A 25,367-nucleotide genomic window follows, 5' to 3' on the forward strand; every position below is an offset into this window, starting at 1 on the left:
TCCGGTTCTGTGGGGAGACGCGGACAGATCCGGCTCGGTCACGCCGGGGACCCCCCTCGAATCGGCCCGATCACTCCCGTATTTGGGACCTTTATGGCCGGTTAGCACGTTACCCGGAAGTGTGAATCTCGACGACTACCCCGAACAAGACGGTAAGAAAGTATGGCTGTCCGAAGACGAAACTCAGCGGTTGCTCGAAACTGCCGAGGAGGGGAAGCCCCAGCTCGCGATGGCGATCGGCGTCCGGTGTGGGCTGCGGACTGACGAGATCGTGCGCGTCGCGCCCGACGACGTCGCCGACACCGACGCCGGGACGATGCTGCGGATTTGGGAGTCCGCGAAGACCGGCGAGTATCGCGAGACGCCGATCCCGACCGACCTCGCGAGTCAGATCCGCGCCGCGAGCGAGTTCGGCGACGCGCCCGGCGACGAGGCGCTGATCGACGTCTCAACGCGGACCCTTCGGCGCTGGATGGACCAGACGACCGCAACGCTTCGCGAGCAGACCGGCGACGCTGGCTGGCAGTACGTCGGGATGCACGACCTTCGGCGGACCTGGGCCACACAACTCCGCAGCGCCGACGTCGACGCGATGGTTGTGCTTGACTGGGGCGGCTGGTCGGACCTTGAGACGTTCCTCGACCACTATCGCGGGACGCACACGCCCGAGGCCCAGCGGCGCGAGCGCGCAAAAGTCGACTGGCTATGACAAATAGGAGATCTAGGAGTGTATATGGCACCACACACTGACAACATCGACAAGATGAACGAGTACAGCGATTTGGCCGATGCAGCCAGAATGGCGCGGAAAGCAGCACTTGAGGCAGATGATGAGGTTGACGGTCTTCGATGGATTGCAGCAGGTGGGCGAGGCAACGCTTCACTTAGGGATTTGAAGGGGCTTGGGGAAGCTCTCGAAAGGAATGGAAAAGCAATCCAAGAACTCGTTGAGGAAGCGCCGGAGCCTCGACGGTTGCGGGATGGTGAGACTGATGACTGACGACGCCAGCGGCGATAGAGTTTGGATGGACGATATATCCTCGGCGTTTGTCGGTGAGCATATTGAACGCGACGGGATATCGGTTGAGGTTGAACACGTCACGGCGATTGATGATGACCCGAGAGACGACGATGCGCGTTATACCCTCGAAGTGAGGGCCTACAAAAGCGAATAAACGTAGTTATTTGTGTCTCTCGATCCCTATTTGCCGGCGGTCGACGGGCTATTTCTCCATTTCGACTCGGACGTGCCCAATATGGCCCCATATTCGAGTCTAAACCAGTTCTTCTTCGCAGGGGTGTGGTGCTCACTATCTACGTACGGCCGGAAACCGGAAAGTCGCTTCGAGGGTGATCTCTCCGGGTGAACCCCTGGGGAAAGGTTCCGGAAACCCGGTTTCTCGTTGTCGGCTGTGTTTGGGCCAGACGATACGACCGGTCGCTGGCAAGGAGCGATCGCACTCGCCGGCCGTCAAGAACGGTCCGCCGATCGCCGTTCGATCGCGAGCGATCCCGAGAGTTCCTGCGGGGACGCGGGAGCGACTGCCACACCGGCCTCGGCGAGTCGGGCGACCACGCGTTCGGCGTAGTCCGTCCGTGCGGCGAGGATGTCGGTCTCCGCAGGCTCGACTACCCAGTAGCGGATCGTCAACCGGACGGACGAGTCGTCGAGCTGCGCCACGTGGAGCGCCGGGGCGGGCTTCGAGAGAATTCGGTCGTCCTCGTCGGCGACCGCCTGAAGGACGGACCGTATCTCGTCGTGGTTCGCTTCGTAGGCGACGCTTATCGGCTCTTCGACCCGGTATCGAACGCCGTCGTACGGATGCTTGACCTCCTCCACACGACTGAAGTCGTGGGATTCCTCCGTGGGTAATCCAACCAGATCGATTACCCCGGCTGTGAACTTGCGGGTTCGCTGAGGCTGGGTTGGTCAAGTGAACGCGACTGTTCCCCAAAATCGGCGGGTATCCAGTCGTGTTCGTTCCACTGCCAGTACGCCCCCTCACGAGGTGCGTCCCTGTCGCGTTCAGCAGACAGGGCAGCGGGCCGGGCCATCGGCCCCACTTCAGACTGCAAGATGTTCCACGCCCCTGCCACGTCACTGTGTGCTTCAAGATCGCAGTCGTGGCACCGGAACGAATCACTCGCCCGAGTCACATCGCTACTCTCACACTCGGGACACTTGCTACTTGAATCGGCTTCGGTCACTTCCGCAACAGCAATCCCAACATCACCGAGTGTGAGGGTGATCCGATCTACGAGTTGCCGGTGTGACCAGAAATTGTGTGTCTTCTCGTTCACGCCAGCACTCCAATGAGTGTCCAGCACATCAGTCAAGTCACCAACGTACACCATGTCAACGTTCCGTTCGAACAGCCATTCTGTTGCGTGTTTTACTGCCGCATCGCGACTGTGATCCCGCGTTCGTGACCGCTCCTCGTACAGGCGTTGGATACGGTGGCTCGTGTATTTGTCGTCTGGCAGTTCCGATTGGAGTGTCGCGATTCGCTCGGAATAGCTCTGGAACCGCTCAAACTCCGGACGAGCGTGATACACCGCCGTCTCACCAGTTTCAGTGACGACTGCCAACGTGTTGTTTGCACCGACGTCGATGGCGGCTGCCTGCGTCGTGTTCTCGGTGTCGAGTGTGTGAGTGAAGGCATCCTCTCGCTGTTCGCTGAGTGTGTCTGGTTGTATGCGGACAGGATGCTGGACACGAAGCTGGTCAACGTGTTCGTCGTAGCTGAGTTCTAATCGGCTGTCGTCACCGTTCCACTGTGGATTGCCTCGGACTTCGAGGGAGATGCGTTCGTTGTGGTCGAAATCGTAGCGGTCTTCGAGTACGTCACCGACGCCGAATTCGAGTGTACTCCGGTCGTCGTCCCAGTCGAACGTGTAGAGGTCGTTGCGGACGAGACCGTGCAACTCGTAGCCCTCTTTGTGATTGCCCCAGTAGCCCGGCGGTGACGGTTTCTCGGTCACTGCCGGATTGGAGTCGTTGTGGTACTGGTCAAGCAACCGGAAGTGACTGCGCCACGCCTCGCTGTTTTTGCGAGTGATCTGCTGGCAGGTTGCTTTGCCAATGAGTGGGGCATACTCATCGTAGAGGTCAGTGTAGTCGGCGTCCCAAACGTCACCATCGTCGCTGAAGTACGCTTGTCGGCGTCGGTAGTTGATTTGATTCCAGAGGGGTGGTTGGGCGGCCAGCCAGTCGAACAAACACTGCCGATACCTGTCGCTGGTTGCTTCAGCAGTGTAGGTATTCGTTCGTTGTGGCCGGTCGCTCACACAGCATATTATGTGATAGATTAAGTTAATAGTTGGGATTACAACAAGGCGACGTCACGTGGTTTATGGCATATCATGTCGGCTTCATCCCACGGCTAAACAGTAGTTGCTGAAGTGGGAAATTGGACGGACTCGGTTGCGTCTCTTACTGGCTCTGAACCGCGTGCACCGAGTGTACGGAATTTTGAGTCGTGTTCGATCTACTGGCGAAACGCTATCGTCCGCGATTCAGCAACTACTGTAAAGCCGATGGGCTTTCGCCTCGCTACCGCTGTAACCCGCTTTGTCGAGAGGTCGTTGTTCGGGATCGTCACGATCTCGTTGTTCGGTGTCCGCACTCTGGTCGTCCGGAGCCCGATCCCGATCACGGTCCCGCCCCGGTCGTTCCAGCGCACGAAGTCCCCGACGTTGAAATTGCGATCAAGGATGAGGAACACGCCGCTGACGAGGTTGCTGATGACGTCCTGGCCGGCGACACCGATCGCCAGGGTACCGCGACGACGATAGCCGAGCCCGAGAGGTACCGCCCCAGGCCCGCGGCGGTGACCGCAACCGGGAACGCGAGAACCACGAAAAACACGCGTGTATAGAGGTCGACTGCGTTCTCCAGCGTCGGGTTGTTCTCGTTTCGCCGGTGAACGATCCGTACGACCGGGGGCATGAAGAGTACGCGGCCCGCTGCGTAGACGGCCAGATACGCGACGACGAACAATCCAACGCTGACGAGCAAGGACCGATACTGTTCGACGAGTGCCTCGAGAGCCATGCGGTCAGCACGTCCGCGCTATTCGTTAATCTTCGCCACGACCCGGAAATCGTCATCTCGTTTGCAACGCGTCGTCGTTGCTGTGCAACTCATAAATCACATATGGGTATATAGAGTGCGCTGACTCAGTCCGGGCCGCGAACGGAGCTACTATCACAGTGGTCTCCACACCGACACGTATGAACGATGCCCGACAGCGGGCCGCGATAGTCGAGCGAGCTGCACGCGCTGGTGGAGCAGTCGCACGGGACGCGTTCAGGGGGCCGCTCACGATCGAGACGAAAGCGGGCAAGAACGATCTCGTGACCGACTCCGACCGAGAGACACAGCGACAGATCGTCCATACAGTTGCCCAAGAGTTCCCGGATGAGCCGTTTGTCTGCGAAGAAGAACTCGAACCGGCAGGGGACGCGGGCGGGCTGCCCAGCCAGCATACCGGGCCGATGGTCGAAGCGGTCCCCGAGACGGGACCGTGCTGGGTGGTCGATCCCATTGACGGAACCGCCAACTTTGCGAGAGGGAACGTCCTGTGGGCGAACAGCGTCGCGGCGGTCGTAGACAGCGAGACAGTCGCAGCAGCGACGTACCTGCCCGCAGTGCAGGACATCTACACCGCAGGACTGGAGAATGCAACGCGAAACGGCCAGCGACTCGCGGTCAGCGAACGGACCGATCCAGAAACCTTTGCCGTCGCGCTGGTCGCAGCGTGGTCCAACGAGCGAAGCGACCGGTTCGGCGACCTCGCGCGCGCGATCAACCTGCGATTCGGTGACGGTCGCCGGTATGGGACGCTACAGTCGACGCTGGCGTTCGTTGCCAGCGGCGAACTCGAAGCGGCGGTCACGACCGAACCGACGACACCGTGGGACACGCTCGCGGGCGTCGAACTCGTCCGATCGGCTGGCGGTGTCGTAACTGACCTTCACGGCGACCAGTGGACGATCGGCAGTGACGGACTCGTCGCTTCAAATGGTGAGGCACACGAGGAACTCCTCGCAGCTGTCTGAGCTATTCGGCGTCGAGTTCGTCGGACTCGTAGTCGTCCTCGTATCGTTCCAGCGCCATTTCGAAGCCACGCCTGGCCTGCTCGTAGGTCTCGCGGAGGTCGGCGATCGGCGTCTCGGTCGCGTCGACCCGCAAGTCGTCGTAGTACGGGTCGATCGCTCGCTGTTCGGTCGAGCGAACGAGCAAGGCCGCGCTCTGGACCGGGAGTTCCTCGCGCTTGTCGCCGCCCTCGACGTGGCCGGCCTCGAGCGCGTCGATCAGTCGCGCGGCGAGTGGACGATCCGGATCGGTGGACGGATCGTCCGGAGACGTGACCTCGTAGGCCGTCGCGGTCGCTTCGATGACCGATTCGCCGGTCAGGAGGTTACCCGCAACGGTGTAGTTGTCTCCGACACGGTGTCCGTACCAGGGCTTGCACTCGTCCCCGGAGAACGCGAACTCCCCGTCCGTCCCGACGCCGTGCAACTGACGCTGCTCGCTCCCGTCGTCGGCGTTGAGCAGCGATTCCAGCGCGTCTTCGACAGCCAGTCCGTCGTCCAGGTATTCGACGCCCTTGCGGCCGAGTTCGACGTTGACGAGACTCTGGGTCGCGACCGCTCCGTTCTCGCTGGCGAACGGACAGAGCGTCCCGACGCCGGGGAGTCGAGTCGTGACCGCGACGCCGAACCGGGTCTGCTCGGTACCGTCCTGATCGCGGTAGCGCTCGCGAACGCAGATACTGAACGTCACAATTCGACGGTCGAGTGGGGTCGATGTTATACTATCGGCTCGGCTCACAGGACAACGGCCGGCTTACGCAACGTATAAATTGTATTTCGCTATATCAAATTCACCCCTCTACGGAGATGTCTACCACCGACTGCGAGAACGGACTCGGTCCCGATCAGTCCGCGAACCGTTCGACGTCGGCCTGCTCGGATAGCGCGTCGGCCTGCTCGCTGGGGAGTCGCTCGCGAAGGCGTTCGAGAAGTTGTCCGCCCTCACCGCGTTCGTTCTCGATCGCTCTGATCAGCGCGAGCGCACGCTGGACCCTGGTCTTGCGCCAGGACACCTCTCGGGACTCGTAGGTTCGGATCGCCCGCAAGAGGTCGACCTTCCGGAACTCCGGCCAGTAGGGGGCACAGAAGTACACGGCGGCCTCGTTGCCGTTGGCGTGCCACGGCAGAAAGTTCGAAGTCCGCTCGTCCCCGCCAGTTCGGATGATGAGATCGACGTCGCGGGTCGGCCCGTCGTACAGGCGGCGATCGACCGTCCCGACGTCAACGGCACCGGGATCGAGGTCGCCGTCGCGCACGTCCCGGGCGATGCCCCGGGCCGCGTTCAGCAGTTCGGCACGGCCACCGTACGCCAGCGCGACGTTGAGCTGGAACTGGTCGTACGACCGCGTTCGCCGGTCGGCGTAGGCGATCGCGTCCTGTACTCGCTCCGGCAAGCGGTCGATCTCGCCGATCGCACGGATCCGGACACCTGCCTCGTGGACGCGATCCGCGTCCGCGAACTCCCGGAGCTTCCGCTCGAGGAGATCGAACAGCGCCTCGCGTTCGTCGGCTGGCCGCTCGAAGTTCTCCGTCGAGAAGGCATACAGCGTCAACTCCTCGATCCCCAGTTCCTCGCACCATTCGAGGACAGCTTCCGTCGTCTCGGCACCCTCTCTGTGACCGTCAGTGGCGTCGTCGCCCTGCTCGCGGGCGTACCGTCGATTGCCGTCCTGAATGACGGCGACGTGGTCCGGCGTTCCCGATACTTCCCACTCCAGAAGCGTCTCGTACAGCCGCATCGCCGGTCCACGAAGCAACGATCGCACACGTGAGTCATGTCGAGCAGTCAGTATGAGTGTTGTGTTCTGATCTCGGCAACGGGAATATCGCGTCCCGGGACGGACATGACGGTCCGGTCGTCCGTCTGGACGACACGGGCTGGTCGGGCGGGCCACCGAAATATCGTGAGGCGTATTAGGCCGGGCGACAGAGCACTGATAATGGCCGAAGAGATCATCGACGAGGAACTGTACGAACAGGCCGAGAACCTGCTCGAACCGGGCGAGATCGAGCTCAACGGTCTGATCGTCCACACCGATTTCGGTCGCGACAAGGAGGCGGAACTGAACCAGGCGACAATCGAAATCGGTGACATCATCGCCGAGCATGCCGCGCCGGACGAGGAGACGTTCGTCTACTCGGGCACCGACGACCCGGAGTTCGGCCTCAACCAGCACCAGGGACTGACGCTCGAAGACGAGGAGTTCGTCTGGGAGTGCCAGCAACTCCTCCGCGAGGGGACGTTTCGGATCGTCTTCTACTACGAAGCCGACGCCGACCAGGAGGCGATCCTCGATGCTGTCTCGGCGGCCGGCTACACGGTCGTCGGCGTCGAAGGTCCACACGCTGCGTGACGTCAGGATCGATCTATCATGCGTCAAACTGGCATGGTGAATGTACACATGGACTTTGAACAGGTTTTAGATACTGTCGGACCTAACGTTCGATGAGAGACGACAACGTGACCGTAGCGACCACAGGTGAGATTACGTGACACGGGCAACAGGCGTCATCACCGGGATGAGCGTTTCCCACCGTCAGGCGGACGTCCGCGAGATCGAGTCGGCAGCGGCGACAGACCAGCACGCCGTGGTCGACTGTCTGCTCGAAGAGGAGGCCGTCGCGGAGGCGTTCGCACTACAGACGTGCAACCGTGTCGAGGCCTACGTGGTGACTGACAGCGCCGACGCCGGTCGGGCCGTTCTGGAGGAGTATGCCGCCGAGATCCCCGACTCGGTGATCGAGTGGCTCGACCACGAGGCGAGCCTCCGGCACCTGATGCGCGTGGCGGCCGGGCTGGAGTCGCTCGTCATCGGCGAGGACCAGATCATCGGACAGGTCAGAGACGCCTTCGAGGACGCCCGAACCGCCGGAGGTATCGGACCGGTACTTGAGTCCGCGATCACCAAGGCGATCCACGTCGGCGAGCGCGCGCGTTCGGAGACGGCGATCAACGACGGCGTCGTCTCGGTCGGTAGCGCCGCCGTCGAACTGGCCGCCGCCGAGCACGACATCGATGGAGCGACCGCTACAGTGATCGGTGCCGGCGAGATGGCGACGCTCTCGGCGAAGGCCCTCGACGCCAGAACCGACGTCGATCAACTGTTCGTGGTGAATCGGACGGTCGAACACGCCGAACGCGTCCTCGATAGTGTCTCAGTCGACGGTGACTCGCTCGATATGAGCGACCTCGAGCAGGCGGTGACGACCGCGGATATCGTCATTTCGGCGACGGGGACGACCGAACCAGTCGTCGATTCGGCATTGCTGGCCGATGCGGGCGAGACCATCGTGCTCGATCTCGCTCGCCCGCGAGACGTTCCCGAACGGGTCGGCCAGTTATCCGGCGTGACGCGGTACGATCTGGACGCGCTGAAGTCGGTCACCGAGGAGACGCGCGCTCAGCGCCGCGACGCCGCGCTCGAGGTCGAACAGTTGATCGAGAAGGCGTTCGAAGAACTGCTCACCCAGTACAAGCGCAAGCGAGCGGACGAGGTCATCTCCGCCATGTACGAAGGAGCGGAGCGTCACAAAGCCGCCGAGCTACAGAAGGCGTTCGCGAAACTCGATCTCGACGAGGGAGAGCGCGAAGTCGTCGAATCGATGGCGGACGCGATCGTCAACAAGTTACTCGCCCCGCCGACGAGCAGTCTTCGGGACGCGGCCGAAGACGACGACTGGTCGACGATCAACACCGCCCTGCGACTGTTCGATCCCTCTCTCGAGGGCGAAACGCCGCCGATCGAGGAGTTCGTGACGGACGCGCCGGGGTCGGAGACGGACCGCGAGATCGTGCAGGATCGATTCGACGATTGATACGGATCGTCGTGTGCCGCTCTGACCAGCCTGTCGGTACGGAATAGACTTACACGAGAGGGGTTGGGAATATTTGCCAAGGTCGCCATTGTTTTGCCGTGCTGGGGAGTAACTCTACACATGACGGCAAAAACCTGTGTCGTGACGGGATCCTCGAGCGGAATCGGGCGGGCTATCGCCGAGCGGTTCGGCGAGGAAGGACACAACGTCGCAGTGAATTACAGAAGTTCCAGAGAGGGGGCCGAGCGGACGGCGGCCGCCGTCGAAGCGGCCGGTGGCTCGGCGTTGATCGCTCAGGCCGACGTGACCGACATCGAGGCTGTCCAACGGATGGGTGAGAAGGTCCACAGGGAGTTCGGATCGGTAGACGTGCTGGTGAACAACGCCGGGATCAATCAGGACGTCAAGTTCACCGAGATGACCCACGAGGAGTGGGATACGGTTCTGGACGTGCATCTCGACGGCGCGTTCCACGCCACCCAGACGTTCTACGACGACCTGGCCGCGTCCGAGGAGGGTCGGTTGATCAACATCTCCAGTATCATCGGCAAAGGCGGGAATTTCGGACAGGCGAACTACGCGACGGCCAAGGCAGGAATGTTCGGGTTCACGCGGACGCTCGCGCTCGAACTCGCTCCCAAGGGATCGACCGCGAACTGTGTCGCGCCCGGCTTCATCGCGACCAGAATGGTCGAGGACCTCCCCGAGCATATCAAAGATCAGATCCGGGAGGACACGCCGCTCGGCCGGCTGGGTACGCCCGAGGAAATCGCGGAAATCGTCGCGTTTCTGGCGAGCGACCGATCGTCGTTCATCACCGGTGAGGTCATCGACGCTAACGGGGGCAAGGACCTGTAGCTCCCGACGAGCGAGAGTGGTTTCCGTCAGGTCGCAGGATCCGGATGATCGCCGTCAGCAGCCGGCTCGGATAGTTCCGTTGCCGCGCTGTCATCGGGTGCTTCTGCCGGGTCGTCGTCTCCCGGTTTCTCTTCGTCGGGTTCGTCTACAGCGGACGCGTCTTCGACGGGTCCGTCGTCCTCGGCGACTGGAGTCGATGCAGCTTCCATCTCGGCGGCCATCTCGGCCATCGCCTCGGCGTCCTCGTCGGGGTCGTTGAGCACGTCCGCGGTATGCAACTTGATCTCCCCGCCGGCGCGGATCGTTCCGTCGACGGTCGCGTTCTCGTGCAGGCGGACGTTCTCGGCCGCGACGTCGCCCCAGATCTTGACGCCCGGCCCGACCGCCAGATCGCCGTTGCGTGTCGTGACGTTCCCCTTGATCTCCGATCCGCGACCGACGACGACGTCGTCTTTGCCCCGGAGGCTCCCGAAGAGGACGTTGTCCCGGCCGACAGTCACCGACTCGGCCCGGACGTTGCCGTGGATCCGGCAGTCGTCACCGACCCGCGCGGGCGTCGAGACGCGCCAGGCGTCGTCGCCGACGGTCGCACCCCGCGGGATGACGACCGGCTCCTCGTCGTGGTCGCCATCGAGCAACTCCGAGAGGGCGTCCTCGGCGGCCTCCTGCTCGCCGATCCGCAACAGCTGGCCGAGATAGACGAACAGGAAGACGATCGTCGGCATGGGATTGCGGATGACGATCCAGCCGTTGGCCTCGAACCCCTCCTCGATGTCGACGTCGTCGCCGATGTCGATATCGCCTGCGACCTTCAACTGGCCGCCGACGTGGACGCGCTCGCCGAGATAGGCGTCCTCGCCGACGAGCACGTTGTCCGCGACATCACACCACATGTCCAGCCGACAGTCGCCCTCGGCCTCGATGTGGCCCCCGAAACGGACGCGCTCGCCCGCGATCACGTTCCGTCCGCGGACGCCGAACTCCACGGTCGACTGGCCGCCGACCAGTACGTCGCCGTCGGTGACGAGGTCGTGTTCCTCGACGGTCGTTCCGTCGGGAATCGCCAGTTCCTCGAGCGGGTCCGATCGAAACAGCACACGTATCATACGTCGATCGTCCGTATTAAAGCCATAGCACGCGTCTGCCGCGCGTCTGCCGCGCGTCTGACGTGCGATCGGATCGCGCTCGTTTTGAGGGTCGGGACCCAACCCGAAAGTAATGACAGTACTTTCGTTCGACGAACAGGGCGTGGACGTGATCTACGAAGGCCACGAGTTCCGCCTGGAGAAGTCCCTCATTGAGGACGCCATCGAGAAGCCCTATCCGGACGTGACCGACCACGAGGTGCTCAGGATCGTCGAGGAAAACCCGTCGCTGTCAGGAGAGCCACGGCGGATCAGCGAGGTGCTGGAGTCACCGACCGACGAGTGACCCGGGCGTTGCGACTCGTCTCGGGTCGAGCCGCGGGGCCGCGACGAGGAAATCAGTCCGCGCTGGCAGAAAGAGGTTCTTTGACTTCCGATTCCAGTTCGGACGTCAGCCCGTCAGCGAGAGCGAAGACGGCCGCCTTGTGGTCGGTTTTCGACTTGTGAATCGATGTCGGTCGAACGCCCTGGTCGAGGTATTCGTCGTGTTCGACGGTGTTTCCGGTGTGCTCCTCGTAGTGTTCCTGTACCTGTGCGAGCAGGCCGTGAAGGTGAATGAGTTCCTGCTTTTTCATGGTCATCCATCCCTACCAACTGGAGGGTTATAGTAGTATCCCGAGAATAGTTAACACACACCTCCCGTATTTCGGCGTTTTATTAGGTTCTATTACCCGATATGAAGGTAGACGAAAAACTACCTCACAGACTCGGGACGGGAACCGGTGGTCACGCCGACCGTCGACGATATTCGCTCCTTGCAGATCATACTGATGGCGATCCCCTTTCGAACTGATCTGGCACGCCGGCGTGCCAGATATCCTCACGAACGTCTAGCCACCAGTATCAATCCGTTTGTGGCAGTGCCAGTGCCCCGACCGCCAGCGCGAGCACGGCCAGTCCGGTCAGGATCGCGAGGTTCACGAGCGGGTCCTCCCGGCCGTAAGAGGCGAGCACGACGCCGTCGGCCAGCGCCGGGGTTTCGAACGTGGCCGCTCGCACGCCCCGGGAGAAGTACGTCAGCGGCGACAGTTCCAGCAGCGGTCGGAACCACGCCGGCAGCAGCGACGGCGGAACGAACGTCTCCGAGAGGAACAGAAGCGGGAGCGCGATCGCGTTGCTGGCGGCGATGACGCCGTCCTGTGAGTCGGCGAGCGCGCCGAGTATCGCTCCGATCCCGCAGAACAGCGCCACAGCGGCGACGACGAACGGAACCAAAAGCGGCGACAGGACGATCTCGGCACCCGTCACGGCGAGCAACAGACCGAGCAACAGTAACGCGGCCAGTCCGATGACCGCGACGTTGACGACCGTCTGTGCGAGCAGCCACTCCCAGCGCCGCAGCGGCGTGGTCGCGAGTTTCTCGAAGCGGTTGCCCTCGCGGTGGCGAGCCACTTCGCTGCCGACCCGCGAGAGCGGCGTGAATAGCACGACGACGGCGAGATAGCCGGGCACGTAGTAGCCGGGCGGTTCGGTGAATAGCCCACCGCCGGTCGGCTGGGTCTCGACTAGCGCGCCGAAGATGAGGACGATCAACAGTGGAAACAGGAACGTGAAGAACACGGCCGTCCGCCGCCGGAGAAACGACAGTGCCGCCGCCCGCGAGGCGGCGTGGACCCGTCCGAACCGGCTCATGGCTGGCCTCCGTCGGCCGCGATCGGACCTGCCGCGTCCAGCTCTGCCGGATCGAGCGGATCGCCCCCGTGGCCGACCGCCGTGCCGGTCAGACCCAGATAGACGTCCTCCATATCGGGTTCGCGCCAGGTGAGCGATCCGGGTGTGATCCCGGCTGAACTCAACCGATCGACGACCGTCCCAATCTCCGTCGGCGCGATGTCCATCACGACGAGTTGCCCGTCCCGCCTGGTTGTCTCGAACCCGATCGAGAGCGGCTCTGATGGCTCGCCATCGACGTCGATCACGAGCCGGGTCCGCCCGCCGTATTCCCCGATCAGCGCCCGCGGGGAATCCAGCGCGAGCAGTTCGCCGTCCGCGAGCAGCCCAACCCGGTCGGCCAGCCGCTCGACCTCGGCCATGTAGTGGGTCGTCAGCACGATCGTCGTCCCGCCGTCCGCGAGCCCCTCCAGCAGTCGCCAGACAGCGCGGCGACCCGACGGGTCGATCCCGGTCGTCGGCTCGTCGAGCACGAGCAGTTCAGGGTCGTTGACCAGCGCCGTTCCGACGCAGACCCGGCGCTGCTGGCCGCCGGAGAGGTGCTCGTAGGCGGTGTCGGTCGCGTCCTCGAGGCCGACGTCCGAGAGGACAGCCGTCGCGTCCCGGGCGTGGTCGTAGAGGCCGGCGTAGTACTCTAGCAGTTCCCGCGCGGTGAGCCGAGCAGGCGGGTCGAACGACTGGGGGAGCAGGCCGATGCGCGATCGGTCGACCGACCGCGGCGACTCGCCGAACAGCTCGACCGTGCCCTCTGCGTCGGTCGTACCCGTCAGCGCGCGCACGAGCGTCGTCTTGCCCGCACCGTTCGGGCCGACCAGCCCCAGTACCTCGCCCTCGCCGACCGAGAGCGAGACGCCCGCGAGCGCGACCGTGTCGCCGTACGTGCGGGCGAGGTCGCGCGCGAGGAGTACGTCAGTCATGTGTCTCTCTCAGAGCACGCGCGGGAAAGCCAGTTCGGTTCCGGCAGAGCCACACACCCACGAACAGCAACCGCGGTCACACTGTCGGCCGCCAGTACAATAGCCCGACAGTGACGACGAACACGGCGACCGAGAGGTCGTATCCGCCGGCGTAGACCGCGCCGGCGATCGCCGCACCGCCACCGATCGTCCCCGTGACGAAGGCGGCGACGATCGGCCACGTACAGGAGATACACGAGAACAGTCCGAGCACGCCCGCGATGGCCGATCCGGCGGCATCGATGACCGTCGCATAGACCAGATAGGCCAGCGCGAGGTAGCCGACCAGCTTGTAGGGGAGGACGGTCAGCTTCAACATCGCTCCGTCGTACAGTAGGGCCGGGCTGAATCCGGGCGGGGTCCCGAGCGCCACCTGTGGAGTGACGACGTGATGGGTGGCTGTGCCGAACAACCCGCCGACGTACGCCAATAGCAGGAGGTATCCGGCCGCGAGCGCGCCGGCGAGATACCGTCGGCGCGGCGGGGCCGGCGCGGGCGTCGTCCGCCAGAGCGCCCACAGCCCGACGTTGATCCAGACGAACGGATAGAGCACGTACCGCGCCCCGAGCAGCGAAGCGAACGTCGGTCGCGCCGTCACGAACCACAGCCACAGCACGAGCAACTCGGCGTTGACGACGAGAAACGCCCAGCGCGCGGTCTCGGGGGCCGGTCGCAGGCGGGCCGTCAAGGTGGTCGCGTTGTGCATCTTAGATCGCCAGGGCGTCGATCACGACGGCCACGAGGAACGCCCCGAGGTAGGCGTTCGAGGCGTGAAACGCTCGAAACGCGGCCGATTCAGTTCGCTCGCGGTGCAACCGGACGACCATCCACAGGAAGACGGCTCCCAGCACCACCGTCGTCGCGCCGACGAGCGCGCCCAGATCGGCGATCGCGGTCACGACCGTCGCAGCCAGCAGCGTCGCCGCCAGATACCAGAGGATGTGCTTGCGCGTGGTCGCTTCCCCGCGAACGACGGGCATCATCGGGAAACCGCCCCGGGCGTAGTCGTCCTTATACGCCAGCGCGAGGTTGTAGAAGTGTGCGGGCGTCCACAGGAAGATCAGCGTCGCCAGCGCCAGCCCGGCAGGTCCGATCGTCCCCGTGACGGCCGCCGACCCGATCAGCGCCGGGAGCGCACCGGCGAACCCGCCGATGACGGTGTTCTGGACGGTGTTGGGTTTCAAAACGAGCGTGTATATCACGCTGTAGAAGACGATCGCGACCAGCCCCAGCACGGCAACGAGGACGTTGACCGTCAGGAAGGCCGCAAGCGAGAGCGCGCCGAGCGCGAACCCGAACGCCAGCGCGTTCGTTACCGGGACCTGTTCGGTCGTCAGCGGTCGGTCCGCCGTCCGGTTCATCCGGCGGTCGACGTCGCGTTCGAGGATGTGATTGAAAGTGCCACTGGAGCCGATCGCAAGCACCCCGCCGCCGATCGTCGCGAGGATCGTCTCGATCGGGATCGAGCCGTCGGCAGCGAGCGCCATCCCGGCGGCGGCGACGAGACTGAGCAGCCACATCAGTCGCGGCTTGGTCAGGCTGACGTACGCACGAACTGTCTCGACGAGGCCGCTTGGACGGGTAACCGTCACGTCTCCGACCGGCTCGGACACGGGTCCAGGGTCGGTCGTCACCGGCTGGTCGTCGGCACCGGCCTCCAGATGCCAGGCCAGCGCGGCGACGAGCGCGCCGAAGATCGACGCCGCGACGCCGAGGTGAACCGAGGGGATCTCGCCGGCTGCGCCGGTCGTCGCGACGGCCGCACCGACGCCGATCTGGACCGGAAACAGCGCGAGGGCAACCGCCAGCGCGTATTTCACCCGGCGTCGCCGTGCGACGCGCCAGCCGACGACGGCCGTCGCGATCACGAGCAGGCCGACCAGCAGCGCAGTCACGCGATGCCCCCAGGCGATCATCAGTGCTGGCTCGGTCAGCGACGGCGGCTGCGAACAGGTCGGCCAGCTCGAACAGGCACTGGCCGCGTCTGCGATAGCCGCCGTCGCGCCGGCGACGATCAGCGCGTAGACGCCGATCACCGCCCCGGTGAGCAACGCCGTGAACGTCCGTGTGTCTGTCTCCCGCACGGGATCTGTCTCACCTATCAGGTCCGGCTCTGGATATTTAATTCTCGCGTTACCCCTCGTCCTATGTAGGGTTTTGTATATAAGGTACCAGAATAGTAGGGGTGAAAAGTCAAGGATAAAACCGCAGGGGAAGCAGGTTATTTATACCCAAGTTCCCAACACAGTGGCAATGACGCGCAACCGTGCAGGGGTCGTCGCGGTGCTATCGGGCGCGCTGGTCGCCGTCGGCAGTCAGCCCGCGCTCGCTCAGTCGACGGCCAGTTCCTCGACGGAAGAGGCGATCTGGGGGCTGAACTTCGAGTTGCTCGCGGTCGCGATCCCGATCACGATCCTCGTCGAGGCGATCCTCTTCTATACCGTCTGGCGGTTTCGGTCGAGCAACGTCGAGGAGGCAAAACCGACGAAAGAGAACCGACGGCTCGAGATCACCTGGACGGTCGCGACGGCGATCGTCCTGCTGTTCGTCGGTATCGGGGCCTACGGCGTCCTCGCGCAGGACGACGTCTCCGGGCAAGGCGAGGCGGACATGGAAGTACAGGTCTTCGCCGAGCGGTACGCCTGGAGTTACGAGTATCCCGAACAGAACGTCTCGAGCAGCGATCAACTCGTCATTCCGGTCAACCAGACGGTGAAGTTGAACATCACCTCGAAAGACTGGTTGCATGCCTTCCACGTGCCCGAACTCGGGCTGAAATCAGACGCGTTCCCCGCGCAGTCGAACTACCTCGTCACGACCCCACAGGAGACCGGCACCTATCAGGTCTACTGTGCCGAGTACTGCGGGGCGGGTCACTCGCTGATGATGTCGGAGGTCAACGTGACGACTCAGGAGAGATACGAGTCCTGGCTGGCTTCCCAGCAGGCCGAGTAATAACGCGCAAACGAGCTAGCGGCAACCTTTTTCTACCTACCCCGTGTGATACGTACACATGGAGGAAGCGTACGTACGGCTATTATGTCCCGAATGTTCCAAAGACTGGCAGTCGACGCCCCGTGACCTGCCGGAGCCGAGCGAAACCTATCACTGCCCGAACTGTCACGCTTCACGTCGTCTCTCGGAGTTCATGCGGACTGATCAGGACCTCCAGACGCTCAAGGAATTGCAGTAGTTCCAGCACGCTCCCGTCTACGACCGAACCCGAGTCGTTCACCCGCTCGTGGACGACCGGGCCCCGCAGGCCTCACATTGCAACAGCACCGCCCCTTTTTCTCGGATGAGCTTCGTGTCTGGCAGGCCACACTCCGAACAGAGGACGAACTCCGAGACGTAGGCGTCGATCGCCTCCGAGATCCGGCGTTCGCTGAAGCTCCCCGTCAGACGCGCGCGCCCGCTCTCGTCGATGTGACCACTGGTCCCCAGTTCGTTCTGGAGGAACTTGACCACGTGGCCGTCCTCGCGTCCGAGCCGATCCACGGTCGTCTGGAAGTTCTCGTAGACGGTGACGTTCCCCTCCTGTCGGATGTCGGGATCCGGTACGTCGAAGCGCTCGTTTCCGCCCTCGATGTCCGGCGTCTCCGAAATCGCACGGTCGAGCATGTCGTCGTAATCCATACCTGACCGTATCCGGCCGTCGAGTAAAAGCCTTTCATAGTGGCCGTTGTACGTCCCTTTCGGATCAACCGCACGACCTCGTGCGGTCGCACCGCTACAACGGTCACTGTCATCCTTGCTGCTGTATGTCTGTTCCGGGTCGACCGCACGCCGTCGAAGATGTGACGGAGTTTTCAACCTCCAACCCTAACAGACGATACAACGAATGGCAGACACTTCGGAAGCCGTCGACCCAGCGACGATAGAGAGCGATCTCGCCTGGAGCCACGAGATCGTCCAGGAGGTCTCCCGAACCTTCGCTATCACGATCGACATCCTCGAGGAGCCGATGTCTTCGTCTATCTGTGTCGGGTATCTCCTGTGTCGGATCCCGGATACGATCGAAGACGCCGGACACATCCCTCCCGAAACGAAGGCGTCACTGCTGGAGACGTACGATTCGATACTCGACCCGGCGGAGAGCACGTCCGTTGAAGCGTTCGAGCGAGACGTCGCGGAGTGGATTCCGGAGGATGGGGGTGCTGACTGGGAACTGGTCGCACAGACGGACCGTGTCCTGCGAGTGTTCGAGTCCCGGCCCGAGCGGATCCGGGAAGCGATCCGGCCACCGGCGCGGGAGTTAGTCGGCGGGATGGTGACGTTCGTCAGGCGGTACGCCTCGGAGGGCGGGCTGCGCCTGCAGGCGCGCGAGGAACTACACGAGTACTGTCACTACGCCGCCGGGACTGTCGGCGAACTCGTGACGAACCTCGTCACGGACGAGGAGACGCCCGCCGAAACCCGCGAACCACTGGAAGACAACGCCGAGTCGTTCGGGCTCGCGCTCCAGCTCGTCAACATCGCCAAAGACGTCGGCGCGGACTTTCACAAGGAGGACAACGTCTACCTGCCCGCCGACGAACTGAACGCACAGGGCGTCGATCAGGACGCGCTCGACAACCCGGACAACGCCGACGGCGTAGTCGCAGTCGTCAGGCGAACGATCGACGACGCCCGCGGGTATCTCGATGACGCCCAGACGTGGCTCGAACACGTCCCCGAGCGGGCGGGCAACCGCACCGCTGCGTGGGCGATTCCCTACCTGCTCGCGGTGGGCACGCTCAGAGAAGTCGAATCCCGGCCCGAGGACGTGCTCAGACCGGAGGGCGTGAAAGTCTCTCGACAGGAGGTCGGTGCCGTCATCGAGGCCTCTCTCGGCGGACTCGACGCTGACACGCTCGGGGAACTCCGTCGGCAAATCGCCGACGAACCGCTCGTTTCCCTCTGATTCTCTGACGATTTCTACGGCTCGCGGTTTGCTCGCCGCAAGAAGGTCCGGGTGCGAGAATCGAACCCGCGTCCCAGCCTCCACAAGGCTGGAGGATAACCACTACCCCAACCCGGACACGCGTTGGGTACCTCATTGTAGCCGGAGTGCGATTGATATAGGTTACGCTCCTGAACGGGTACGCCACGCCGTCACGAGGTTCCCGGAGAAACCTCTATACGGTATCACGCCACACATACAAACATGGTAACCACGACTGAGAAGGACGGCGAGACGTGGTATCAATGCGAGAAATGCGGGATGCTGTTCGACAGCCGTTCGGACGCCGAACAGCACGAACAGAACTGCGACGCGGAAGACCCGTCGTACATCCAGTGATCGCGGGCCGGCTCACGCGACGCCGTTCGACCGTCGGATCGGAGAAGCGACGACGCCGTTATTTGCCGCGTCCTTTGCCGCTGTTGTTCGAAGGACGCGTGTGCTCGGTGCCTTTGCCCTTCTGCTGGAGGCCGCGATTGGACTGGCCGGCGCTGGTTAGCCCGCGCAGCGCGCGGTTGTCGTGTGCGTCGTCGCAGATCCAGTTGAGGTCGTCGTCGGTCTCGATCGCCGGGTGGTTCGGGTCGACCAGAATGACCTCGAACCACTTCTGGCTGCCGTCTTCGCCGACCCAGTAGGAGTTGAGTACACGCAGGTTGCGGTACTTGCGAGTCGCGCGCTCCTCGGCGACGCGCTGGAGGTTCTTCCGGCGCGTGATCCGGGTGACGCCCTGCCGCTTCGAGCGTCGTCCGGCCTTGTGGCGAACTTTGCGAGCGCTGCCCTTGCGGACGCTGACACGTGCGACGACGACACCCTGCTTGGCCTTGTAGCCGAGCGAACGCGCCTTGTCCAGCCGCGTCGGGCGCTCGACCCGCTCGATCGCGCCCTGCTGGCGCCATTCCTGCATGCGCTGCCACTGTAGTTCCGCGACTTTGCCGTCGTCCGGGTCCTTCCAGGCGTCCCGGATGTGTGAGTAGAAGCTCTTTGCCATGGTTTCACCGCGGGCGTCGAGTGGTTCAGTCGGTTGCCCGACCACATTCCAGCCTGCGACTCGCCGGTCGCGCGACCGACGACGGCAGGTGCCCGCTGGAGCCCGCCACCAGCGAGTTGGCGAATCTTCTGCGCTGGTGCGCTTAAGGGCTTCGAACCCGATCGACGGTCGGATAGCTACCGTCGTGTGAACTCGATCGCGGCCCCTTGCCCGAAGCCGACACACTCGGTCGCCAGCCCCAGTTCGGCATCGCGCCTGCGCATCTCGTGCAGCAACGTCACGGGCAGGCGCGCACCCGATGCTCCGAGCGGATGGCCGAGCGCGATCGCCCCGCCGTTGACGTTGAGCACGTCGTCGTCGAACCCGAGTTCGCGCTGGCAGTACAGCGTCTGGGAGGCGAACGCCTCGTTCAACTCCACGAGGTCGTAATCAGCGGGATCGTGACCGGTCCGCTCGCCGAGTTGCCGTACCGCCGGCACGGGACCGACCCCCATCTCCGTCGGATCGACGCCGACCACCTCGTGGGCACCCACTTCCGCCAGAATCGGCAACCCGCGGTCCTCGGCGACAGACCTTGAGGTCATCAGCACGCCGGCAGCGCCGTCGCTGACCTGTGAGGCGTTGCCCGGCGTGACCGTCCCGTCGGACTTGAACACCGTCGGCAATCCGGCGAGCGTCTCCAGATCAGTCTCCCGGCGGATCCCCTCGTCTTCCTCGACGAGCCCCTCCGCCGTCTCGATCGGGACGATTTCGTCGTCGAATCGGCCGGAATCGGTCGCTTCGGCGGCCCGTTCGTGGCTCCTGAGCGCGTACTCGTCCTGAGCCTCCCTGCTGATGTCGTACCTCTCGGCGACCGTCTCGGCGGTCATCCCCATCTGGAGCTCGCCGACGTTGTACAGCTCTGCGAGTCGCGGGTGGACGTTGTGGGTGTTCTCGCCCATCTTCACCCGGGACATCGACTCGACGCCGCCAGCGATCACGCAGTCGCGCTGGCCGGCGGCGATGGCGTCCGCCCCGCGCATAATCGCTTCCGCGGAAGACGCACACCACCGGTTGATCGTCGTCGCCGGCACCGACTCGCCGAGTTCCGAGAGCAACGCGATCACTCGCGCGACGTTGTTGCCCTGTTCGCCGCGCTGCTGGGCACAGCCCCACAGCAGGTCGTCTACGTCCTCACTGCCCAGCCCCGTCGCCGCGAGCAACTTGTCGATCAACGGGACCGACAGGTCCTCGCTCCTGACGTCCGCGTAGACGCCGTCTTCCGTTCCCTGCGGCGTTCGCACCGCCTGCACGATCACGGGTGCCTGATCCATAATCATCTATCAATCGAATACTGGCCTGTTAACAGTTATCCAACCGGAAACGGATTGTCATATGGGTTATTGTACGTCTGTTCCGGATCGGTCGCCCGATGCAGGGCAGCCGGAGCGGTAAATCGTTACAGTAATCTGTATCGGGGGGCAGGCGTGACACTCTTGGTCGCCTCGGTCCGAGTGATCGTATGGAGGACTACCAGCGGGAGTTTCTCGACAGCCTGCTCGAGACGGCATCACCGTCGGGGTTCGAGACGGCGAGCCAGCGTGTCTGGGTCGAGTACGTCTCGGAGTTCGCCGACGACGTGCGCGTCGACGACTACGGGAACGCCGTCGCTGTCCACGAGGGCGACGCGACCAAGGTAATGATCGCGGGTCACGGCGACGAGATCGGGTTCATGGTTCGGGACGTCACCGACGATGGCTATCTCAGGTTGGCCCGGATCGGCGTCTCCGACCGGACGGTCACGCGAGGCCAGCACGTCACCGTCCACACTGACGGCGGTCCGGTCAACGGCGTCATCGGCCAGACGGCAATCCACCTCCGCGAGCGCGAGGACGAGAGCGTCGACGACGTGGCCGAGCAGTACGTCGACATCGGCGTCGCGGACGGCGACGCGGCCCGCGAGCGAGTCTCGATCGGCGATCCGATCACGTTCGCCTCGGGGGTACGATCGCTCGCCGGGGCCCGACTGGCCGGCCGGGGGATGGACAACCGCGTCGGGATCTGGACGGCCGCGGAGGCGCTGCGCCGGGCCAGCGACTGCGACGCGGACGCGACGGTCTATGCCGTCAGCACCGTGCAGGAAGAGGTCGGGCTCAAGGGCGCGAAGATGGTCGGGTTCGATATCGATCCGGATGTCGCCGTGGCCGTGGACGTCACGCACGCGACCGATACGTTGGGTGTGCCCGAGAAACAGTCCAGCGCGATCGAGCTCGGCGGCGGCCCGGTCGTCGCTCGCGGGAGCGCGAACCACCCGCAACTCGTCGAGGCGCTTCGATCCGTGGCCGACGCCAACGCGGTGTCGATCCAGCTCGAGGCGGCCGGTATCAGCACGGGAACCGACGCCGACGCGTTCTACACCCAGCGCGGCGGTGTCCCGTCTGTGAATCTCGGGCTCCCCAACCGGTACATGCACACGCCCGTCGAAGTCGTCGACACCGAGGATCTGGACGCGGCCGCCGACCTGCTTGGCGCGTTTGCCACGTCTGTCGGCGAGTTCGAGCCGTTCACTGTCGATCTGACCAGTGAGTGATACTGCTGGCTGTAACAAACTGAAGGAATTCGCCACCCCGGGGTGGCGAATATCTTTACGAACTTACAGCCGGTAGTATGAGCAGTCTGTCATCGATCCCCCGGGGGGTACGGGGCTGTTGAGGGTGGTAGTGTCACGATGGAAACGCTGCTACGCCATGAGAGCGTGAGCCAAGATATGGGTCGTGTTGCAAAGTGCCCTATAATACGCCGTCGGTAGCGTATCCCGGCGTCGAATCAGCGACCGAGTCGAGTTCGCGTTCAAGCACTGATTGGAGCGTCCGCATACCGGACTTGCCGAGACGGTCGGGGGCCGCGACAACGCTGAGCCGTTGTGTTCCGATCGGCACGAAATCAACATCAAGCACTGTTTCGGCGAATCGAAGCCCGAGCCCGACTGTCGCCGACCCATCGGCCACACGACGGGCCGGACTCCGAATGCCGGACACCGTCCGGTCGTAGCCGTGGATCTGATCGGCGAGATCGCGTCCTGACACACCGGATTCGGCGGCTATCTCGCTGAGGGCGTCGTCGAGAGTCGACCGCAAGGCCGACGACTGCGGGAGGTTGTAGAACCCTTCCACCTCGAAGAGGTCGGTGAGTTCCGACACGTCGTTGGGATTGCCCGCCGGGACGATCAGCCCCCATTCACGGGTGTACGTGGCGAGGGTATCGCCATCAGCGGCATCGGCGTCGTCCTCGTCAAGCAGGGCGAAATCCGGGACCCCATCGCGCAGACGGCGACGCCCCTCGGCACTTCCGTGCGGGAGATAGCGCGGCCCGTCGAGCCGATCAAGCAACCGCGAGAGCAGCGGGTCAGGCTCGCCAATAGCGAGTATCGACGGCGGGCGCGTCTCCGCGGAGAACAGCTCGACAGTGACGGACTCGCCCCGGTCGAGCAGTTCGGTCTCGGGCGCCATCTCGACGACGCCGTCGGCCTCGGTGAGACTTGTGATCGCCCCGCTGCCCTTGTCGACCGGATAGACGAGAACGTCGCCCGCCTCGTCTTCAATGACGGCGACCGGGAGCAGGTAGGTCCGACCTTCGGTGTAGCGCTTGGAGGCGACCATCTCCCCTGCAAGCGTTGGCGCGGATTCCGGGGGTCGGCCGGCAGCCTCCCGGATCGCGGGCGCGACGAAGGTCCGGAAGATACTCAGCGCCGAGACGGGGTTGCCGGGGAGCCCGACGTAGGGAGTGTCGGCGATTTCCCCGACGATCGTCGGGCGTCCGGGCTTGACCGCCACGCCGTGGAGATCGAGCGATCCGTGGTCGTCGACGACCCGATAGAGTACGTCGGTGTCACTCGCGCTCGTCGAGCCCGAAGAGAGGACGAGTTCACACCGCTCGCCGACCGACTGTAGCGTCTCGTGCATCTTCTCGTAATCGTCGGCGATGTGTGGAACGACCTCCGGTCGGCCACCGGCCGCTCGTACTGCCGCCGCCAGCGCGTACGTGTTGAGGTCGTAGATCTGGCCGCGCTCGGCTTCGAGGGGCTCGCCCGGTCGCACGAGTTCGTTCCCGGTCGAGACGATTCCGACCGACGGCGGCTCGACGACCGGGACCGTCTCGACGCCGAGCGCAGCAAGCAGGCCCACATCCCGCGTCGTCAGCACCGTCCCCGGACCGACGGCCCGGTCGCCGGCGGCCACGTCGTCGCCGCTGTGCATGACGTTGTCCCCCGGCGCGACGGCCGTTCGGATCTCGACGACGGTGCTATCGTCGGTCGCACGTCGGGTCGTGCGCTCGACCGGGACCACTGCGTCAGCACCCTGGGACAGCGGCGCACCCGTCGCGACGCTGACAACGGTTCCCGCGGAGACGTCCGTCTCGGGGCGCTCCCCGGCGTCGACGGCGCCGGCGAGGTCGGCCACCAGCGGATCACCCTCGGAGGCGTCGAACGTGTCGGTAGCCTGGACGGCGTATCCGTCCATCGTCGAGCGATCGAACCCCGGTACGTCGATAGCGGCGTCGACCCGCTCGGCCGCGACGCGACCGTCGGCGTCCAGTAGCTCGACCGATTCCGTCCCAGCCCCAATATCCAGCGCCTCTATTGCCAAACGGAGTTCAGACGGCGTCGCAAGGTCGCGGAACTGCTTGCGCTCGGTCACGGCTGGGCCTCCCAGAACTCGACTGTGACGCGATCGCCCGCGTCGTACCCCTCGATCGACTCGGGCACCTGCACCCAGCCGTCGGCAAGCGAAACACTCGAGAGAATGCTCGCGCCGCTTTCGTGGACCGGTTCGGCGATAGCGCCCTCGTCAGTCTCGCTGACGGTCACTCGAACGCAACTCCGGATCCCGGGTTCGCTCCGGATCTTCCGGTCGAGTTCGGCCTCGACCCGGGCTGGCTCGTCGGGTTCCGTGTCGGCTGTCCAGTTGAGGACCGGTCGGACGAACTGCCAGGCGTTGACGATACAGGCGACGGGATACCCCGGCAACATAAGCACCGGCGTGTCCTCGACCTGGCCGAGCGCGACCGGATGACCTGGCTTGAGTGCGACGCCGTGGACGAGCAATTCGCCACGGTCCTCGACGACGGCCGGCAGCAGGTCCCGCTTGCCGATCGAAGAGCCGCCGGTCGTCACGATCACGTCCGCGTCGAGATCGGCCTCGATCGCGTCCACGAGCGCGTCCCGGTCGTCGGTCACGACGTCGCGATACCGGGTGTCGCCGCCCCAGCGCTCGGCCAGCGAGGAGACCATCAGCCCGTTGGTCTCGATCGCCTCTCCAGGGTCTGGGTCGCTCTCGACCAGCTCCTCGCCGGTCGGGATCACGGCGACTGAGGGCCGTTCCCGAACCGTGACCGACTCGATGCCGACCGACCGCAGCAGCGCCAGATCCGACGGTCGGAGCCGATGCCCTGAGTCGAACAGGTGCTGGTCGGCCTCGATGTCCTCGCCGACCTCGCTGACGTTCTGGCCGACCGCGGCGGCGCTGGTGACCTCTATGGAGTCGCCCACTTCCCGTGCGTTCTCGGTCTTGACGACGGCGTCGGCCGGCTCCGCGACGGGACTGCCCGTGTGAACCCAGGTCGCCCGTTGCGGGCCAGCACTGTCACCGACGGCGAGGGTGGCGGGCGATCGGTCGGCCGCGCCGAAGGTATCCTCGGCTCTGACCGCGTAGCCGTCCATCGCCGCCCGCGGGAAGTCCGGGACGTTCCGTGGCGATGTCACTGTCTCGGCAAGGACACGTCCGTCCGCCGCCGCGAGCGCGAGTGTCCGCGTGCCCGTCGAGACGTTCATTGCCGCTCTGAGGGTTTCGAGTGCCTCACGGACCCGCGTCCGCTCGACGAATCCTGCTCCTCGAACTGACTCGGCATCTCCCATA

30 protein-coding genes and 1 tRNA gene are annotated in these 25,367 nt (G+C 64.2%); 13 read left to right on the top strand and 18 right to left on the bottom strand.

Features of this window, described 5'->3' with window-relative positions; genetic code table 11:
• Positions 1 to 121: 121 nt before the first annotated feature.
• From HSR122_RS07240 to HSR122_RS07250, 3 genes are read left to right on the top strand one after another with little or no spacing between them, the layout of a single operon-like run.
• Positions 122 to 709 carry a tyrosine-type recombinase/integrase gene (locus tag HSR122_RS07240; protein ID WP_229112117.1) on the top strand — a complete coding sequence of 196 codons (588 nt, stop codon included), beginning with the start codon at positions 122 to 124 and terminating at the stop codon, positions 707 to 709.
• A 24-nt stretch (positions 710 to 733) separates the two neighbouring features.
• Entirely contained in the window at positions 734 to 1,000 is a 267-nt protein-coding gene (locus tag HSR122_RS07245; protein WP_229112118.1) for a hypothetical protein, read from the top strand.
• A complete protein-coding gene (locus tag HSR122_RS07250; protein WP_229112119.1) occupies positions 993 to 1,175 on the top strand; it encodes a hypothetical protein in 183 nt (60 codons plus the stop codon). Before HSR122_RS07245 ends, HSR122_RS07250 begins: the two co-directional genes overlap by 8 nt.
• A 296-nt stretch (positions 1,176 to 1,471) precedes the next feature.
• On the opposite strand, the gene HSR122_RS07255 is transcribed toward HSR122_RS07250, so the two are convergent.
• From HSR122_RS07255 to HSR122_RS07265, 4 genes are all read right to left on the bottom strand, one after another.
• Positions 1,472 to 1,840 carry a mechanosensitive ion channel family protein gene (locus HSR122_RS07255; RefSeq protein ID WP_229112120.1) on the bottom strand — a complete coding sequence of 123 codons (369 nt, stop codon included), beginning with the start codon at positions 1,838 to 1,840 and terminating at the stop codon, positions 1,472 to 1,474.
• A 47-nt stretch (positions 1,841 to 1,887) separates the two neighbouring features.
• Positions 1,888 to 3,288: a transposase gene (locus HSR122_RS07260; RefSeq protein ID WP_229112121.1), complete on the bottom strand. Its 1,401-nt coding sequence runs from the start codon at positions 3,286 to 3,288 to the stop codon at positions 1,888 to 1,890.
• Between the two features lie 200 nt (positions 3,289 to 3,488).
• Positions 3,489 to 3,725 carry a mechanosensitive ion channel domain-containing protein gene (locus HSR122_RS15025; protein WP_394355546.1) on the bottom strand — a complete coding sequence of 79 codons (237 nt, stop codon included), beginning with the start codon at positions 3,723 to 3,725 and terminating at the stop codon, positions 3,489 to 3,491.
• Positions 3,653 to 4,054, bottom strand: a complete 402-nt coding sequence (locus HSR122_RS07265) for a hypothetical protein (RefSeq protein ID WP_229112122.1) — start codon at positions 4,052 to 4,054, stop codon at positions 3,653 to 3,655. Before HSR122_RS07265 ends, HSR122_RS15025 begins: the two co-directional genes overlap by 73 nt.
• Before the next feature lie 179 nt (positions 4,055 to 4,233).
• On the opposite strand from HSR122_RS07265, the gene HSR122_RS07270 reads away from it, so the two are divergent.
• Positions 4,234 to 5,061 (top strand): inositol monophosphatase family protein, encoded by an 828-nt coding sequence (locus HSR122_RS07270; RefSeq protein ID WP_229112123.1) that lies wholly within the window; start codon positions 4,234 to 4,236, stop codon positions 5,059 to 5,061.
• A gap of 1 nt (position 5,062) precedes the next feature.
• Here HSR122_RS07270 and HSR122_RS07275 read toward each other — a convergent pair whose 3' ends face one another.
• Positions 5,063 to 5,788 carry a DUF1028 domain-containing protein gene (locus HSR122_RS07275; protein WP_229112124.1) on the bottom strand — a complete coding sequence of 242 codons (726 nt, stop codon included), beginning with the start codon at positions 5,786 to 5,788 and terminating at the stop codon, positions 5,063 to 5,065.
• A 154-nt stretch (positions 5,789 to 5,942) separates the two neighbouring features.
• Positions 5,943 to 6,863 (bottom strand): polyprenyl diphosphate synthase, encoded by a 921-nt coding sequence (gene uppS / locus HSR122_RS07280; RefSeq protein WP_394355547.1) that lies wholly within the window; start codon positions 6,861 to 6,863, stop codon positions 5,943 to 5,945.
• A gap of 174 nt (positions 6,864 to 7,037) precedes the next feature.
• Between uppS and HSR122_RS07285 the strand changes: the two genes are divergently transcribed.
• The 3 genes from HSR122_RS07285 (at position 7,038) to HSR122_RS07295 (ending at position 9,771) form a co-directional block, all read left to right on the top strand.
• A complete protein-coding gene (locus HSR122_RS07285) occupies positions 7,038 to 7,451 on the top strand; it encodes a DUF5778 family protein (protein WP_229112125.1) in 414 nt (137 codons plus the stop codon).
• Between the two features lie 136 nt (positions 7,452 to 7,587).
• Positions 7,588 to 8,913: a glutamyl-tRNA reductase gene (gene hemA, locus HSR122_RS07290; protein WP_229112126.1), complete on the top strand. Its 1,326-nt coding sequence runs from the start codon at positions 7,588 to 7,590 to the stop codon at positions 8,911 to 8,913.
• Between the two features lie 120 nt (positions 8,914 to 9,033).
• Positions 9,034 to 9,771: a beta-ketoacyl-ACP reductase gene (locus tag HSR122_RS07295; RefSeq protein WP_229112127.1), complete on the top strand. Its 738-nt coding sequence runs from the start codon at positions 9,034 to 9,036 to the stop codon at positions 9,769 to 9,771.
• Between the two features lie 26 nt (positions 9,772 to 9,797).
• Here the strand turns inward: HSR122_RS07295 and HSR122_RS07300 are convergent, their stop codons facing one another.
• Positions 9,798 to 10,877: an acyltransferase gene (locus HSR122_RS07300; RefSeq protein ID WP_394355548.1), complete on the bottom strand. Its 1,080-nt coding sequence runs from the start codon at positions 10,875 to 10,877 to the stop codon at positions 9,798 to 9,800.
• A 112-nt stretch (positions 10,878 to 10,989) separates the two neighbouring features.
• Between HSR122_RS07300 and HSR122_RS07305 the strand changes: the two genes are divergently transcribed.
• On the top strand, positions 10,990 to 11,202 hold the full coding sequence (locus HSR122_RS07305; protein WP_229112129.1) for a DUF5800 family protein: 213 nt from the start codon (positions 10,990 to 10,992) through the stop codon (positions 11,200 to 11,202).
• Positions 11,203 to 11,254: 52 nt separating this feature from the next.
• Here HSR122_RS07305 and HSR122_RS07310 read toward each other — a convergent pair whose 3' ends face one another.
• From HSR122_RS07310 to HSR122_RS07330, 5 genes are all read right to left on the bottom strand, one after another.
• Positions 11,255 to 11,491: a UPF0058 family protein gene (locus tag HSR122_RS07310; RefSeq protein ID WP_229112130.1), complete on the bottom strand. Its 237-nt coding sequence runs from the start codon at positions 11,489 to 11,491 to the stop codon at positions 11,255 to 11,257.
• A 268-nt stretch (positions 11,492 to 11,759) separates the two neighbouring features.
• On the bottom strand, positions 11,760 to 12,548 hold the full coding sequence (locus HSR122_RS07315; RefSeq protein ID WP_229112131.1) for an ABC transporter permease: 789 nt from the start codon (positions 12,546 to 12,548) through the stop codon (positions 11,760 to 11,762).
• A complete protein-coding gene (locus tag HSR122_RS07320; protein ID WP_229112132.1) occupies positions 12,545 to 13,504 on the bottom strand; it encodes an ABC transporter ATP-binding protein in 960 nt (319 codons plus the stop codon). Before HSR122_RS07320 ends, HSR122_RS07315 begins: the two co-directional genes overlap by 4 nt.
• A gap of 76 nt (positions 13,505 to 13,580) precedes the next feature.
• Positions 13,581 to 14,249: a DUF7546 family protein gene (locus tag HSR122_RS07325; RefSeq protein ID WP_229112133.1), complete on the bottom strand. Its 669-nt coding sequence runs from the start codon at positions 14,247 to 14,249 to the stop codon at positions 13,581 to 13,583.
• Between the two features lies 1 nt (position 14,250).
• Entirely contained in the window at positions 14,251 to 15,627 is a 1,377-nt protein-coding gene (locus HSR122_RS07330; protein ID WP_229112134.1) for a heme o synthase, read from the bottom strand.
• Between the two features lie 169 nt (positions 15,628 to 15,796).
• On the opposite strand from HSR122_RS07330, the gene coxB reads away from it, so the two are divergent.
• Both coxB and HSR122_RS07340 read left to right on the top strand, forming a co-directional pair.
• Positions 15,797 to 16,498 (top strand): cytochrome c oxidase subunit II, encoded by a 702-nt coding sequence (coxB, locus tag HSR122_RS07335; RefSeq protein ID WP_229112135.1) that lies wholly within the window; start codon positions 15,797 to 15,799, stop codon positions 16,496 to 16,498.
• A 58-nt stretch (positions 16,499 to 16,556) separates the two neighbouring features.
• On the top strand, positions 16,557 to 16,736 hold the full coding sequence (locus HSR122_RS07340; RefSeq protein ID WP_229112136.1) for a DUF7836 family putative zinc-binding protein: 180 nt from the start codon (positions 16,557 to 16,559) through the stop codon (positions 16,734 to 16,736).
• A 38-nt stretch (positions 16,737 to 16,774) separates the two neighbouring features.
• Here the strand turns inward: HSR122_RS07340 and HSR122_RS07345 are convergent, their stop codons facing one another.
• Positions 16,775 to 17,179 carry a translation initiation factor IF-2 subunit beta gene (locus tag HSR122_RS07345; protein WP_229112137.1) on the bottom strand — a complete coding sequence of 135 codons (405 nt, stop codon included), beginning with the start codon at positions 17,177 to 17,179 and terminating at the stop codon, positions 16,775 to 16,777.
• A 205-nt stretch (positions 17,180 to 17,384) separates the two neighbouring features.
• On the opposite strand from HSR122_RS07345, the gene HSR122_RS07350 reads away from it, so the two are divergent.
• The gene (locus HSR122_RS07350) at positions 17,385 to 18,446 is read left to right on the top strand and encodes a phytoene/squalene synthase family protein (protein WP_229112138.1); all 1,062 of its coding nucleotides are present in this window, start codon (positions 17,385 to 17,387) and stop codon (positions 18,444 to 18,446) included.
• Between the two features lie 45 nt (positions 18,447 to 18,491).
• Here the strand turns inward: HSR122_RS07350 and HSR122_RS07355 are convergent.
• A tRNA-His gene (locus HSR122_RS07355) sits at positions 18,492 to 18,563 on the bottom strand.
• Between the two features lie 126 nt (positions 18,564 to 18,689).
• Between HSR122_RS07355 and HSR122_RS14905 the strand changes: the two genes are divergently transcribed.
• Positions 18,690 to 18,824, top strand: a complete 135-nt coding sequence (locus tag HSR122_RS14905) for a DUF7128 family protein (protein WP_267491227.1) — start codon at positions 18,690 to 18,692, stop codon at positions 18,822 to 18,824.
• A gap of 58 nt (positions 18,825 to 18,882) precedes the next feature.
• Here HSR122_RS14905 and HSR122_RS07360 read toward each other — a convergent pair whose 3' ends face one another.
• A complete protein-coding gene (locus tag HSR122_RS07360) occupies positions 18,883 to 19,473 on the bottom strand; it encodes a 50S ribosomal protein L15e (RefSeq protein ID WP_229112139.1) in 591 nt (196 codons plus the stop codon).
• Positions 19,474 to 19,649: 176 nt separating this feature from the next.
• Positions 19,650 to 20,786, bottom strand: a complete 1,137-nt coding sequence (locus HSR122_RS07365; protein WP_229112140.1) for a thiolase family protein — start codon at positions 20,784 to 20,786, stop codon at positions 19,650 to 19,652.
• Positions 20,787 to 20,974: 188 nt separating this feature from the next.
• Here HSR122_RS07365 and HSR122_RS07370 point away from each other — a divergent pair, with 188 nt between their 5' ends.
• On the top strand, positions 20,975 to 22,042 hold the full coding sequence (locus HSR122_RS07370) for a M42 family metallopeptidase (protein ID WP_229112141.1): 1,068 nt from the start codon (positions 20,975 to 20,977) through the stop codon (positions 22,040 to 22,042).
• A gap of 199 nt (positions 22,043 to 22,241) precedes the next feature.
• Here the strand turns inward: HSR122_RS07370 and HSR122_RS07375 are convergent, their stop codons facing one another.
• The gene (locus tag HSR122_RS07375; RefSeq protein WP_229112142.1) at positions 22,242 to 24,149 is read right to left on the bottom strand and encodes a molybdopterin biosynthesis protein; all 1,908 of its coding nucleotides are present in this window, start codon (positions 24,147 to 24,149) and stop codon (positions 22,242 to 22,244) included.
• On the bottom strand, positions 24,146 to 25,366 hold the full coding sequence (locus HSR122_RS07380; protein WP_229112143.1) for a molybdopterin molybdotransferase MoeA: 1,221 nt from the start codon (positions 25,364 to 25,366) through the stop codon (positions 24,146 to 24,148). Before HSR122_RS07380 ends, HSR122_RS07375 begins: the two co-directional genes overlap by 4 nt.
• Position 25,367: the final 1 nt, after the last annotated feature.

Origin of the sequence: Halapricum desulfuricans, from assembly GCF_017094525.1 — an archaeon.
Classification (GTDB): Archaea; Halobacteriota; Halobacteria; order Halobacteriales; family Haloarculaceae; genus Halapricum; species Halapricum desulfuricans.